The 13,003-nt window shown below is 60.0% G+C and carries 11 protein-coding genes and 1 tRNA gene; 2 read left to right on the top strand and 10 right to left on the bottom strand.

Going from position 1 to position 13,003, the window contains the following annotated elements; all coding sequences use genetic code 11:
• Positions 1-9 precede the first annotated feature (9 nt).
• A complete protein-coding gene (locus tag U862_RS0104890; RefSeq protein WP_025109359.1) occupies positions 10-1,128 on the bottom strand; it encodes an ABC transporter ATP-binding protein in 1,119 nt (372 codons plus the stop codon).
• A 226-nt stretch (positions 1,129-1,354) separates the two neighbouring features.
• Between U862_RS0104890 and U862_RS0104885 the strand changes: the two genes are divergently transcribed.
• On the top strand, positions 1,355-2,257 hold the full coding sequence (locus U862_RS0104885) for a LysR substrate-binding domain-containing protein (protein WP_025109358.1): 903 nt from the start codon (positions 1,355-1,357) through the stop codon (positions 2,255-2,257).
• On the opposite strand, the gene U862_RS0104880 is transcribed toward U862_RS0104885, so the two are convergent.
• Complete coding sequence (locus tag U862_RS0104880) at positions 2,250-4,307, bottom strand: methyl-accepting chemotaxis protein (RefSeq protein WP_025109357.1); 2,058 nt, start codon at positions 4,305-4,307, stop codon at positions 2,250-2,252. The genes U862_RS0104885 and U862_RS0104880 overlap by 8 nt on opposite strands.
• Positions 4,308-4,640: 333 nt before the next feature.
• Between U862_RS0104880 and U862_RS0104875 the strand changes: the two genes are divergently transcribed.
• A complete protein-coding gene (locus U862_RS0104875; protein ID WP_025109356.1) occupies positions 4,641-5,858 on the top strand; it encodes an MFS transporter in 1,218 nt (405 codons plus the stop codon).
• 186 nt (positions 5,859-6,044) lie between these two features.
• Here the strand turns inward: U862_RS0104875 and ychF are convergent, their stop codons facing one another.
• The 8 genes from ychF to U862_RS0104835 all read right to left on the bottom strand — a co-directional run bounded on the left by ychF (position 6,045) and on the right by U862_RS0104835 (position 12,965).
• Positions 6,045-7,145: a redox-regulated ATPase YchF gene (gene ychF, locus U862_RS0104870; protein ID WP_025109355.1), complete on the bottom strand. Its 1,101-nt coding sequence runs from the start codon at positions 7,143-7,145 to the stop codon at positions 6,045-6,047.
• A gap of 22 nt (positions 7,146-7,167) precedes the next feature.
• A complete protein-coding gene (gene pth / locus U862_RS0104865) occupies positions 7,168-7,752 on the bottom strand; it encodes an aminoacyl-tRNA hydrolase (protein ID WP_025109354.1) in 585 nt (194 codons plus the stop codon).
• A 170-nt stretch (positions 7,753-7,922) separates the two neighbouring features.
• A complete protein-coding gene (locus tag U862_RS0104860) occupies positions 7,923-8,525 on the bottom strand; it encodes a 50S ribosomal protein L25/general stress protein Ctc (protein WP_025109353.1) in 603 nt (200 codons plus the stop codon).
• Positions 8,526-8,667: 142 nt separating this feature from the next.
• Complete coding sequence (locus U862_RS0104855; RefSeq protein WP_003171603.1) at positions 8,668-9,609, bottom strand: ribose-phosphate pyrophosphokinase; 942 nt, start codon at positions 9,607-9,609, stop codon at positions 8,668-8,670.
• 45 nt (positions 9,610-9,654) lie between these two features.
• Positions 9,655-9,729, bottom strand: a tRNA-Gln gene (locus U862_RS0104850).
• Positions 9,730-9,765: 36 nt separating this feature from the next.
• Entirely contained in the window at positions 9,766-10,617 is an 852-nt protein-coding gene (gene ispE, locus U862_RS0104845; protein ID WP_025109352.1) for a 4-(cytidine 5'-diphospho)-2-C-methyl-D-erythritol kinase, read from the bottom strand.
• Positions 10,618-10,619: 2 nt separating this feature from the next.
• Entirely contained in the window at positions 10,620-11,237 is a 618-nt protein-coding gene (gene lolB, locus U862_RS0104840) for a lipoprotein insertase outer membrane protein LolB (RefSeq protein WP_025109351.1), read from the bottom strand.
• Positions 11,238-11,240: 3 nt separating this feature from the next.
• The gene (locus U862_RS0104835) at positions 11,241-12,965 is read right to left on the bottom strand and encodes a tetratricopeptide repeat protein (RefSeq protein WP_025109350.1); all 1,725 of its coding nucleotides are present in this window, start codon (positions 12,963-12,965) and stop codon (positions 11,241-11,243) included.
• Positions 12,966-13,003 lie beyond the last annotated feature (38 nt).

The raw sequence follows: 13,003 nt of genomic DNA, 5'->3' as shown, positions 1-13,003 counted from the left end.
TCCTCGGGCTCAATCGTGCAGGACGCTGGCGCTTCCACGGTCGAACAACAGACCGGCCTGGCTGCCGAAGGCGAAGCGCAGGCTCTGATCGACGCAGTTGGGTGTGCGCACGGTGAGACGCGAACCGTCGCCGAGGCTGACCTGATATTGCAGGTCGGTGCCCAGATAAATCTGCGCGTCGATCCGGCACGGCAGCGCGGCTTCGGTTGTGGCAGGCACCAGGTGCAGGCGCTCGGGGCGCACCGACAAGGTCACGTTGGCGCCGACGGCCACGTCGCTGCACGGTTGCGCCGGCAGCGGATGGCCGGCCGGTCCGGCGAACCAGGCCATGCCATCCTCGATCTTCGTGACGGTGCCCTGAATGAAGTTGGTTTCGCCGATGAAGTCGGCAACGAAGCGATTGCGCGGGCGTTCGTAGATGTCTTCCGGGCGGCCGACCTGCTGCACTTCGCCTTCGGACAACACGGCGATACGGTCGGACATGGTCAGCGCTTCTTCCTGGTCGTGGGTGACAAAGATGAAGGTGATGCCGGTCTTGGCCTGAATGCTTTTCAGCTCTTCGCGCATGGCCTGGCGCAGCTTGAGATCGAGCGCCGACAGCGGCTCATCCAGCAGCAGGACTTTCGGATGCGGTGCCAACGCACGGGCTAGCGCCACACGTTGTTGCTGGCCGCCGGACAGCTGCGCCGGCTTGCGAGTGGCGAAGCGTTCCATCTGCACCAGCGCGAGCATTTCGCGAACCCGCTCGGCTATTTGCGCTTTGTTCAGGACTTTGCCCATCGGGTGCGATTCAAGGCCGAAGGCCAGGTTTTCGGCGATGGTCATGTGCGGGAACAGCGCGTAATGCTGGAACACCGTGTTGACCGGGCGCTGGAAGGGCGGGCGTTCGGCGATGTTTTCGCCGTAGAGCAGGATTTCACCCTGAGTGGGAAATTCGAACCCGGCAATCATCCGCAGCAGCGTGGTCTTGCCACAGCCGGACGGGCCGAGAAGGGTGAAGAATTCGTTGTCGCGAATGTCCAGGTCGATGTTTTTCAACGCCACCGGACCGGTATTTGGATCACCGTAAACCTTGCGCACCGAGCGGATGGACACCGCCAGTGTTTGCAGCGAATGCAGGGCATTCATGCGTTACCTCCGATTCCCCCATCGCCTGCGATTGCGCTGCACATCAGCGTGTCGTCGGGCCATGGATATTATTTTTCTGGGCAGGATCGAGATTGCGTACGGGGTGAAACCAGCTGTTTTTTTGTTCTGCTGTGGCTCGATTATCAGCCAGGGGTTGCACGGGACGACACTTCAATTTAAACATGGCAGATGTTAGTTAATTTAATAGCCAAAGGGGCCAGCAATCATGCCCGACCACCGTTTGCCGCCGCTCAACGCGGTGCGTGCCTTTGATGCCGCCGCCCGGCTGGGCAGCTATGTCGAGGCCTCGAAAGCCCTGCACGTGACCCAGCCGGCGATTGGCCGGCACGTGAAGTTGCTCGAGGACTGGCTGGGCATTCAACTGTTCGAACGCACCTCGCGCGGGGTCAACTTGACGCCGGCGGGGGAGAAGTACCACCGCAAGATCAGCGCCGCGTTGCAACTGATCATCGAGGCGGGCAAGGAAGCTCGGCCGAAAGATGCCGAGCGTTGGCTGCGAATCATGGTGGTGCCGGGATTTGCCAAGCGCTGGCTGATGCCAAGGATCGAAGCATTGCGGCATCTGCGGCCGGGATTGAAACTGGCGATCGAGCCGAATTCCACCTTCACCGAAGTGGACGGCAAGAGTGCCGATCTGGGGATCGTCTACGGCCTCGACGGGCAATATGCCGACTCACGGCAAGCGCTGATTTGCCCGCGGGTGTTTCCGATCTGTACGCCGGCGTATCTGGCCAGCATCGCACCGATCGACGGCCCGGCCGATCTGGTCCGTCACGAGTTGATCCACGTCGATGACGGCGAATGGTGGAATCTGTGGTTTGCTGCTCACGACCTCGATATCCACCTGAACTCGGACATGCTCTACGTCAACAATGACCACGCGCTGTCTGTCGCCGAGAGCGGGCAGGGTATCGCACTGGCCAACGAGGTGCTGGTGCGCCATGAGCTCGCCAGCGGCAAACTGGTGCGCGCGGTCGATGCCCAAGTGAAGCTGGAAAGCTACCGGGTGCTGACGCCGTCCGCCGAACTCTCGGCGGATGTCGCGTGGTTTATTCAATGGCTCAAGACTGAGCTGGAAGCGGACTTCCCCGAAGCAGTGATCAACTGAGACGGAAGCGCGCGGTGTTGTCGCTCAGCGCCTTGCTGCCCTTGCTCAGGGTGTCCGCCGCCAGGTTTACCGCCCTGGCGCCTTCGAGCAAGCGTACGGCTGCCTGATCGACCTGCTGGATATTGCCGCTGACTTCATCGGCGGTACTGGCCTGTTCCTCAACCGCCGTGGCGATCTGCGCCAACGTGTCAGTGACGCTTTGCACGGCGCTGGCGATTTCTCCCAAACGTTCACCGAGGCCGGTGACCGACTCGGCATCGGTTTGCGCCTGGCCGCAGGCGGCTTCCATCAAGCTTACGGCTTCGTTGACCGTAGCGCGCAGGCTGTCGACTGTGCCGGCAATCTGCGCAGTGGACGACTGCGTGCGCTGCGACAGGCTGCGCACTTCATCGGCGACCACGGCAAACCCGCGCCCCTGTTCGCCGGCGCGTGCCGCTTCGATCGCGGCGTTGAGTGCCAGCAGATTGGTCTGTTCGGCCACGCCGCGAATGGTGTCGACCACCAGTTGAATTTGCTGCCCTTGCTCGCTGACTCGGCCGAGTGCCGCTGCGGTGTCGTTCAAGCGCTGATTTAGCTGCTGGATACTTGCCGTGGTGCGCTGGCTGTCACGGCTGCTGTCGGCCGCGATGCGCCGGGTGTGCTGGGCGCTACCGGAGGCTTGTTCGCAACTCTGTGCCACGCCTTGCGAGGTCGCGGCCAGTTGCGTGGCGGCGGCGGCGATCTGGCTGATCTGCAACTGCTGCGCCTCGACTTCGCTCAGTGCGCCGCTGGAATGCTCGTTGAGGCTGCGCACCGCGTTGCTCAGTTGCGAGGTCTCGTGATCGACCCCGAGCATACTGCTGCGCAGTTGCACCACGGCAACGTTGAGCGCAGTGCTGATCGCCGCCAGCTCATCGCGGCCCACCACCGGCACTTGCAAGCTCAGGTTGCCGTCACGCAAGGCCTCGGCGAGCAGAGTGATGCCGCTGGCGCTGCGCCGGATCGAGGCTTGCAGGCACACGAACAGATACAGCGCCGCCAGCAACAGGCAACCGAACACGGCAGCGACCACGATGAACTGGCGAATCGCCGAAGCATGGTACGCATCCAGGCGCTGATCCAGCGACAGCAGCGATTGCTGGCGCAACGAGGCGAGATCGCCCAGCAGTGCATCGAGGCTGCGCTCGAAGTCTTCGGGCTTGAGCGTGATGCTGCCACCGAACACGCCGTCATCCAGCACCTTGAGACCGGCATCGAGGCGCTTGAGGCTGTCGTGGTATTGGCCGGCCCAGGTCTGCAGATCGCTCGGCAAACGCGCTTCGAGCAGGCCAGCGGTTTTCACCAGTTGCTCGCGGGCATCACCGATGCGGCTGCGCAGGTCGCGCAGTTGCAGACGGCTTTGCAGGGTGAACTGGCCCGAGACCACTGAAGCCTGACCGACGGCGGCGAGGCGGCCAACGCGCTCGATCAGGTCCGGTGCGTGCTGCGTGGAGATCTGTGTCAGCAGATAGGTTTCCAGCCATGGCGCGAGGGTCAGGCGGTTGTCCATGACGATCTGTTCGCGCAAGGCTTGCAGGGCGCTGAGGGCGTTGGTGAAGCGGTCATAGCCGTCCGGCCACCAGCCGACGCTGCTGAGGCTTTTCGAATCCAGGCCACCGAGTGCGGTTTGCAGCGCCTGATAACGGGCGAGAGTTTCGCCTTCGGCGCCTTCCTGGCTCAACGCATTGCCCAGATCGCTGGTGGCCTGCACGAGGGCCGGTTGCACGGCGTCGAACGCCGCCATGGCGGCGAGGGTGGCCGGGGTCGGCTGGCGATTGGTTTCAGTGGCGCGCCAGCGGGCCGCGCGATCGCGCTGGGCGGCGAGCAGATTGTCCAGCGCATCGAGGCTGAGCAACTGCCGCACGCCGGCACGTTCGCCGGAAATCAGGTTGAGCTTGTCGCGATAGTCCTGGCCGATCATCAGCAGGCTGCCGGCCAACGGCAGAATGAACAACAGAAACAACAGCTGAAATTTACGTGCGAAGCCAAACCGCCCCAGCAATTTGATCCCCGGTGAAAGGAAAGCCTGCATGCCCTATGACTCCTCTGGACACCACGCACCATCGGCGTGCATCGCGGTCGTGCGACCTTGATGTTGTGCCCTGCTAAAAGGCCTCGAAAGTTCACTCTCGCCCGCTCTGTAGGCCGGCTCTGTAGCGAAACTTCCCATTCTCGGCCGCCTTTGTAAGGCCACCGCGTTCGAGGAGAGAAGCAAGGCAAGATTCAGACCATGGCGTTGCGCTATCACGTAACGCTCGACGACCAGGCAGTTAGTTAGCTGGCTAAGGGGATGGCGCTGGCGCACCGAAAAATGGCACATTGGCGCACCTGCCTGCGTGCACCCATCTGCTGTCCGGAAACTTCCATGGCTATCAGCAACGCTCAGACCGCCGCTACCTCGGCGCCCGCTGCTCCGCAAAGCAGCCCACTGGTGATGCGTATCATCGGCGCCGTGGCGCTGGCGCATTTGATCAACGACCTGATCCAGTCGGTGCTGCCGTCGATCTACCCGATGCTCAAGGCCAACTACGGCCTGAGCTTCACCCAGGTCGGCCTGATCACCCTGACTTTCCAGTTGACCGCTTCGCTGTTGCAGCCGTGGGTCGGTTATCACACTGACCGGCATCCGAAACCGTGGCTGTTGCCGGCCGGTTCGATTTGCACGCTGATTGGCATCGTGATGATGTCGGTGGTCGGTAGTTTTCCGTTGATTCTGCTGGCGGCGGCGCTGATCGGTATCGGTTCTTCGACCTTTCACCCCGAGGCATCACGGATTGCGCGGCTGGCCTCGGGCGGACGCTTTGGTCTGGCGCAATCGACCTTCCAGGTCGGCGGTAACGCCGGTTCCGCGTTCGGCCCGTTGCTGGCGGCGGCGATCATCATTCCGTTTGGTCAGGGCAACGTGGCGTGGTTCGGTCTGTTCGCGGTGTTTGCGTTGTTTGTGCTGTACCGCATCAGCCGCTGGTACGCCCATCACTTGAACCTGTTCAAGCTCAAGGCCGGCCAGGCGGCGACTCACGGGTTGTCGAAGGGCAGGGTGACCAGTGCGCTGGTGGTGCTGGGGTTGCTGGTGTTCTCCAAGTATTTCTACATGGCCAGCCTCACCAGTTACTTCACGTTTTACCTGATCGAGAAGTTCGACCTGTCGGTGGCCAGTTCGCAGCTGCACCTGTTCCTGTTTCTCGGCGCGGTGGCAGCGGGGACGTTCTTTGGTGGGCCGATTGGCGACAAGATCGGGCGTAAGGCGGTGATCTGGTTCTCGATCCTCGGCGTGGCGCCGTTCACGCTGCTGATGCCGCATGTCGATCTGTTCTGGACCACCCTCCTCAGCGTGGTAATTGGCTTCATCCTCGCCTCGGCGTTTTCGGCGATTGTGGTGTACGCACAGGAACTGGTGCCGGGCAATGTCGGGATGATTGCCGGGGTGTTCTTCGGTTTGATGTTTGGGTTTGGCGGGATTGGCGCTGCGTTGCTGGGGCATCTGGCTGATATTCACGGGATTGAGTACGTGTATTTCCTGTGCTCGTTCCTGCCGTTGTTTGGCGTGTTGGCGATCTTCTTGCCGCGCACCAAAAAGGCCTGACCCCACGCCCTTCCAACTGTGGGAGCGGGCTTGCTCGCGAATGCGGTGTATCAGTCGATAGTAATGTGGCTGACGCACCGTCTTCGCGAGCAAGCCCGCTCCCACAGGGGATTGTGGTGTTGCAAATTAAACTCTCAGGCACAAAAAAGCCGCGTATCAAACGCGGCTTTTTCTTGGGCGTGTTGCTTAGACGTTGAAGCGGAAGTGCATCACGTCGCCGTCTTTGACGATGTAATCCTTGCCTTCCAGACGCCATTTACCGGCTTCCTTGGTGCCGGCTTCGCCCTTGTACTGGATGAAGTCGTTGTAGGCGATCACTTCGGCGCGGATGAAGCCTTTCTCGAAGTCGGTGTGGATCACGCCAGCGGCCTGAGGTGCGGTGGCACCGACCTTGACGGTCCAGGCGCGGACTTCTTCGACACCTGCGGTGAAGTAGGTCTGCAGGTGCAGCATTTCGTAACCGGCGCGGATCACGCGGTTCAGGCCAGGCTCTTCCAGGCCCAGGGCCTCAAGGAACATGTCCTTCTCTTCGCCGTCATCCAGCTCGGCGATTTCCGCTTCGATCTTGTTGCAGACCGGAACCACCATCGCGCCTTCTTCTTCGGCGATGGCCTTGACCACGTCCAGGTGCGGGTTGTTCTCGAAACCGTCTTCAGCGACGTTGGCGATGTACATGACCGGCTTGGTGGTCAGCAGGTGGAAGCCCTTGATCACTGCTTTTTCGTCAGCGCTCATGTTCTTCATCAGGCTGCGCGCAGGCTTGGCTTCGGTGAAGTGGGCGATCAACTGCTCCAGCAGGCCTTTCTGAACCACGGCGTCCTTGTCACCGCCCTTGGCGTTGCGCGCGACTTTCTGCAGTTGCTTCTCGCAGCTGTCGAGGTCGGCGAAGATCAGTTCAAGGTCGATGATTTCGATGTCGCGCTTTGGATCGACGCTGTTGGAAACGTGGATCACGTTGTCGTCTTCGAAGCAGCGAACCACGTGAGCGATGGCGTCGGTCTCACGGATGTTGGCGAGGAATTTGTTGCCCAGGCCTTCACCTTTCGAGGCACCGGCCACCAGGCCTGCGATGTCGACGAATTCCATGGTGGTCGGCAGGATGCGCTTCGGATTGACGATGGCCGCCAGTGCTTCCAGACGCGGATCCGGCATCGGCACGATGCCGCTGTTCGGCTCGATGGTGCAGAAGGGGAAGTTCTCGGCCGCAATACCGGATTTGGTCAGGGCGTTGAACAGGGTGGACTTGCCGACGTTAGGCAGGCCGACGATGCCGCAATTGAATCCCATGGTGTTTCCCCTCGGATAAGAGTCAGGCCTTCTGGCTGTGCAGGTTTTTCATCGCGCGGTTCCATTCACCGGCGAGGATATCCGGCAGCACGCCGAGGGCAAAGTCGATGCTGGCATCGAGTTTTTCCTGTTCGGCGCGTGGCGCACGACCCAGGACGAAATTTGAAACCATACTGGCGACGCCCGGGTGGCCGATGCCAAGCCGCAGACGGTAGAACGTATTCTGATTACCCAGTTGCGCGATGATGTCGCGCAACCCGTTGTGACCGCCATGGCCGCCGCCCTGCTTGAGCTTAGCGACGCCCGGAGGCAAGTCGAGTTCGTCGTGCGCCACCAGGATTTCTTCAGGCTTGATGCGGAAGAAACCGGCGAGTGCCGCCACGGCCTGGCCGCTGCGGTTCATGTAGGTGGTGGGAATCAGCAGGCGAACATCCTGACCCTGATGCGAATAGCGCCCGGTCAGGCCGAAATACTTGCGATCGGCCACAAGGTTCGCACCTTGCGCGGCTGCGATGCGCTCAACAAAAAGGGCCCCTGCGTTATGCCGGGTCTGGTCGTATTCGGGGCCTGGATTTCCCAGGCCAACGATCAGTTTGATGGCAGTCACGATAGGGGCCCTTCCTTTGAGTGGTGAGTAACATCGCCGCGATCAGGGAAGGCGGCGAAAGTGGACGAAAATTGCTCATTTACCATGAATGTAAACTCCGCGTTCTCGCCCGCTTTCTCGCTACGTTCCAGTCCGCGATGTTACTGATCACTCAGGCGTTACAGAGTGAATTACTCTGCTGCGCCTTCTTCGGTAGCTTCTGGAGCAACACGTGGAGCGTGGACGTTGGCAACAGCCTTGTCATCGCCGTGTGCCAGAGCAACGAACTCAACGCCTTTAGGAGCTTTGAGGTCCGACAGGTGAATGATCGAACCGATTTCAGCGTTAGCCAGGTCGACTTCGATGAACTCAGGCAGATCTTTCGGCAGGCAGGTCACTTCGATTTCAGCAACAACGTGCGAAATCTCGCCGCCTTTCTTCACTGGAGCAGCTTCGTTGATGAAGTGCACAGGAACGATAGCGGTCAGTTTCTGGCCAGCTACAACGCGTACGAAGTCAGCGTGCATCACGTGGCCTTTGGCCGGGTGACGCTGCAGAGCTTTGATGATTACGTTTTGCTTGGTGCCACCAACGTTCAGCTCGATGATGTGGCTGTAAGCCGCTTCGTTTTCGAGCAGTTTGGCAACTTCCTTGGCCAGCATGCTGATGGATTCAGGGGCTTTTTCGCCACCGTAAACAACAGCTGGAACCAGGGCGGCGAGACGACGCAGGCGGCGGCTCGCACCTTTCCCCAGGTCGGAACGCACTTCAGCATTCAGAGTAAAATCGTTCATTTTGTATCTCCAAAATAGCCATGACCGGAGTGACGTTTGCGACCAGCGCCAAACACGGTATGGGCAAAAAAGCCCCGCCCCGGCAGGAATGCCGGGGCGGGGCGCTTTTCGTCAACGAGACATTTCGAGAAGGGCAGGGCCCTTAACGGAACATCGCGCTGATCGATTCTTCATTGCTGATGCGGCGAACCGCTTCGGCAACAACCGGTGCGATATCCAGTTGACGGATACGTGCACAGGCTTGTGCTGCAGCGGACAGCGGGATGGTGTTGGTCACCACCAGCTCGTCCAGCACGGAATTTTCGATATTCTCGATGGCCCGACCCGACAGCACAGGGTGTGTGCAGTAGGCAAAGACCTTGGCTGCGCCATGCTCTTTCAGGGCCTTGGCCGCGTGGCACAGAGTGCCGGCGGTATCGACCATGTCATCGACCAGAATGCAGGTACGCCCTTCGACATCACCGATGATATGCATCACTTCAGAGTGATTGGCTTTCTCACGGCGTTTGTCGATGATCCCGAGATCCACGCCCAGGGATTTGGCAACAGCCCGTGCACGCACGACGCCACCAATGTCCGGGGACACGATCATCAGGTTTTCGAAGCGCTGATCTTCAATGTCATCCACCAGAACCGGGGAGCCGTAGATGTTATCTACCGGAATATCGAAGAAACCCTGAATCTGGTCAGCATGCAGATCAACCGTGAGAACACGGTCGATGCCGACTACGGTAAGCATGTCAGCGACGACTTTCGCGCTGATAGCCACACGTGCGGAACGCGGACGGCGATCCTGACGGGCATAACCAAAATAAGGAATAACAGCAGTGATACGAGTAGCTGAGGAGCGGCGGAAGGCATCAGCCATCACTACCAGTTCCATCAGGTTATCGTTGGTCGGAGCGCAAGTCGGCTGAATAATGAAAACGTCTTTACCGCGAACGTTTTCATTGATCTCGGCAGTAATTTCGCCGTCGGAGAACTTACCGACAGAGATGTCACCGAGAGGGATATGCAGCTGACGTACAACACGCCGAGCCAGATCGGGGTTAGCGTTCCCCGTAAAGACCATCATCTTGGACACGCGCAGTACCTAGAGGCTGAGGGTAACCTGGATGAGTATAGAAAATGGCAGGGGCGGCTGGATTCGAACCAACGCATGGCAGGATCAAAACCTGCTGCCTTACCGCTTGGCGACGCCCCTGTATCTGTTGCTTCAAGTGCCTGGCACCTGGTTCCTTTAGAGCAGACTTTGCAGCTTGCGATGCAACATCGAAACGTTGCTTCCTTTTGCTACAAACCCTGTAAGGGTCTCTGTCAGAAGGGCCGAGACTTTATCAGCTTCAGCTTTGCTTGGGAAGCCCCCAAACACACAACTTCCAGTTCCGGTGAGTTTTGCTTCGGTAAATTTACCTAACAAATCCAATGCGTTACGTACCTCTGGATAACGCCTTGCTACCACCGGCAAGCAGTCATTTCGACTGTTTCCCTCGGGAACGGGGCGCACTTTAATGGGCGGCGTGTTACGTGTCAACAAAGGATCGGAAAAAATTTCTGCCGTACTTACAGAGACTTGCGGCACGAGCACCAGATACCACGGTTCTTCGGGGTCGACCGGGGTCAGTTTTTCACCCACGCCTTCGGCAAATGCCGCGTGACCACGGACGAAAACCGGGACGTCGGCACCCAGCGCCAGGCCCAGTGCAGCGAGGCGATCTTCATCCCAGCCCAGTTGCCACAAGTGATTGAGGCCGAGCAGGGTGGTGGCCGCGTTGGAGCTGCCGCCACCGATGCCGCCGCCCATAGGCAGAACTTTATCAATCCAGATATCGATACCGAGCGAGCAACCGGATTGTTGCTGCAGCATTTTCGCTGCGCGCACGATCAGGTTGCTGTCATGCTGCACACCGGCGAACTCGGTGTGCAGCTGAATCACGCCGTCATCGCGTACGGCGAAAGTGATTTCATCGCCGTAATCAACGAACTGGAACAGCGTCTGCAACTCGTGATAGCCGTCTTCACGGCGACCGAGAATGTGCAGCATCAGATTGAGCTTGGCCGGAGACGGCAGCGTCAGGCGTGGAGCGCTCATGCTTATTGTCCCAGCTTGCGCGGTTGCCAGGTCTTGATCACCAGCGTCACGTCCAGGTCGGTGCCGTGCAGTTTGATCCGCTCGGGCAGCCAGTAACCGTTTTGCTCGGCGTAGCTTAAGTACTCGACCTTCCAGCCATCCTGTTCGAGATTGGCCAGGCGACTGTCGTTATCGAGGGTCAGGCGGCTTTTGCTTTCCGGTGCCGGCAGGCCACGGACCCACCAGGCCAGATTCGATACCGGCAACTTCCACCCGAGCTGTTCTTCAAGCAACGCTTCTGGCGACTGCGCGTCGTAGCGGCCCTGATTGGCAACTTCCAGCGAGACCTTGCCCGGGCGCCCGGTCAGTCGCGCTGCGCCACGACCCAGCGGGCCGGACAGGCGAATGTCGTAATAGTCCTGACGTTGCAGCCAAAACAGTGTGCCGCTACCGGAGTCTTTCGGTGCACGGATACCGATCTTGCCGTCGATCTGCCAACCATCGAGGGCGGTCAGTTGCTGTTTGTTCGCGGCCCATTGAGCCGGGCTGCCGTGGCCCTCGACCGATTCGCGAGCGCCGAAGCCCGCGCAACCGGCGAGCAGGGCAATGAAGCTGAAAACAATAACGTGGCGCAAAAACATGAGTTAGAGAGTCTCGGATCCGGTCAGGCGCTTGATGGTGCTGCGCAGAATGGTGCTGTCGGGCTGATCCTTGAGGAACTTGCCCCAGATTTGTTTGGCTTCGCGTTGATTGCCCTTGGTCCACAGGACTTCGCCCAGGTGCGCGGCGACTTCGTGATCCGGGAAACGCTCCAGCGCCTGGCGCAGGTATTTCTCGGCGTCATCCAGATTGCCCATGCGGAAATTCACCCAGCCGAGGCTGTCGAGCACGGCAGGGTCTTCCGGGTTGATCCGGTGCGCCTGTTCGATCAGATCCTTGGCTTCAGCGTAGCGAGTGGTGCGATCAGACAAGGTGTAGCCCAAGGCGTTGAGTGCCATGGCGTTGTCCGGATCGCGCTTGATGATCAGGCGCAGGTCTTTTTCCATCTGGGCCAGGTCATTGCGCTTTTCCGCGAGCATGGCCCGGGTGTAGAGCAGGTTCAGATCATCCGGGTATTGCAGCAGGGCTTGCTGCAATACTTTCCAGGCCTTGTCGTCGTGTTTGTTGGCCGACAGGGTTTCGGATTCGATCAGGTACAGCTGGATCGCATAATCCGGTTGCGCGTCGCGCTCGGCTGCCAGTTTGCTTTGTGCTTCGGCGGTCTTGCCGTTGTTCATCAGGATATCGGACTGGCGCAGCTGTGCTGGCAGATAGTCATTGCCCGGGCCGACCTGGGCGTATTCGATCAGTGCGCCCTGCGGATCGTTGCGCTCTTCCGCGATACGGCCGAGGTTCAGGTGCGCCGAGTCGACGTGGCTTTCCCGCGCGATCAGGTCTTCCAGGTAACCCTTGGCCTCGTCCCAGGCCTTGGCTTCCAGGCACACCAGCGCCAGCGAGTACCGCAGCTCATCGTCTTCCGGGTATTGCTGAACGAGGGTCGAGAACTCGACTTTGGCGTCGTCCATCCGGTCCTGTTCGACCAGCGTGCGGGCATAGGTCAGGCGCAGGCGCTTGTCGTCCGGGTATTTCTTGATGCTTTTCTGGAGCAGCGGCACGGCTTCGTCGCCACGATTCATGCTTTGCAGCAGGCGCGCGCGCAGCAGGATCGGCGCGATTTCGCCTTCCTCCGGCGGGTTGTCTTCCAGCAGGGTCAGTGCGGCTTTGTTGTCGCCGTCCTGTTGCAGCAGCAGGGCCTTGCCGAAAATCAGCTGGCTGTTCTTCGGGTGACGCTGCAGCAGGCGGTCAAAACTTTTCATCAGACCGTTGCGGGTTTCCTGGTCGGTGTCGGCTGCCGACAGCGCGAGGAAGTCAAAATGGGTATCGCCTTTGCCCTGCAGGACTTTCTCCATATAGACCATGGAGTCGTCATAACGCCCGGCGCGGGCCAGTTGCACGGCGGCGGCGCGCTGCGCTTCGAGGTCGTCCGGGGCGTTTTTCGCCCAGATCAGCGCAGTATCCAGCGCAGGCTGGTCGGCGCCCAGGTATTCGGCGATGCGAAACGCCCGCTCGGAAACCCCCGGATCCTGGGTGTTGATGGCCTGGGTCACGTAGTTGTCCAGGGCAATGTCGAAACGATTGCGCTGGCCGGCGAGTTCGGCGCTCAGCAGGCTGAAAACGGTTTCCTCGCTGAACGAGCTGTAAACCTTGGGCTTTTCAGGCGTGGGCGTGGTGTCTTCGACCGGCGGCGTGCCGTCCGGCGAAACGGGGGCCAAGGCCTGGCAGCCGCTGAGGAAGACAAAAGCAAGGAGCAACGCGGAAGATCTATTCATATAGGAAGAGGACGACTAACCTGCGGTCGGATCATCAT

The organism is Pseudomonas sp. H1h (assembly GCF_000633255.1).
Classification (GTDB): domain Bacteria; phylum Pseudomonadota; class Gammaproteobacteria; order Pseudomonadales; family Pseudomonadaceae; genus Aquipseudomonas.
Note: the sequence above shows the minus strand (reverse complement) of the source record. Positions and strands in the feature narration are given on the sequence as shown.

What these genes read in the sequence shown, in the direction of transcription:
- U862_RS0104885 (WP_025109358.1), top strand. Translation starts at nt 1,355, where the DNA reads ATGCCCGACCACCGTTTGCCGCCGCTCAACGCGGTGCGTGCCTTTGAT.
- U862_RS0104835 (WP_025109350.1), bottom strand. Translation starts at nt 12,965, where the DNA reads ATGAATAGATCTTCCGCGTTGCTCCTTGCTTTTGTCTTCCTCAGCGGC.
- U862_RS0104890 (WP_025109359.1), bottom strand. Translation starts at nt 1,128, where the DNA reads ATGAATGCCCTGCATTCGCTGCAAACACTGGCGGTGTCCATCCGCTCG.
- ychF (WP_025109355.1), bottom strand. Translation starts at nt 7,145, where the DNA reads ATGGGATTCAATTGCGGCATCGTCGGCCTGCCTAACGTCGGCAAGTCC.
- lolB (WP_025109351.1), bottom strand. Translation starts at nt 11,237, where the DNA reads ATGTTTTTGCGCCACGTTATTGTTTTCAGCTTCATTGCCCTGCTCGCC.
- U862_RS0104880 (WP_025109357.1), bottom strand. Translation starts at nt 4,307, where the DNA reads ATGCAGGCTTTCCTTTCACCGGGGATCAAATTGCTGGGGCGGTTTGGC.
- U862_RS0104875 (WP_025109356.1), top strand. Translation starts at nt 4,641, where the DNA reads ATGGCTATCAGCAACGCTCAGACCGCCGCTACCTCGGCGCCCGCTGCT.
- ispE (WP_025109352.1), bottom strand. Translation starts at nt 10,617, where the DNA reads ATGAGCGCTCCACGCCTGACGCTGCCGTCTCCGGCCAAGCTCAATCTG.
- U862_RS0104860 (WP_025109353.1), bottom strand. Translation starts at nt 8,525, where the DNA reads ATGAACGATTTTACTCTGAATGCTGAAGTGCGTTCCGACCTGGGGAAA.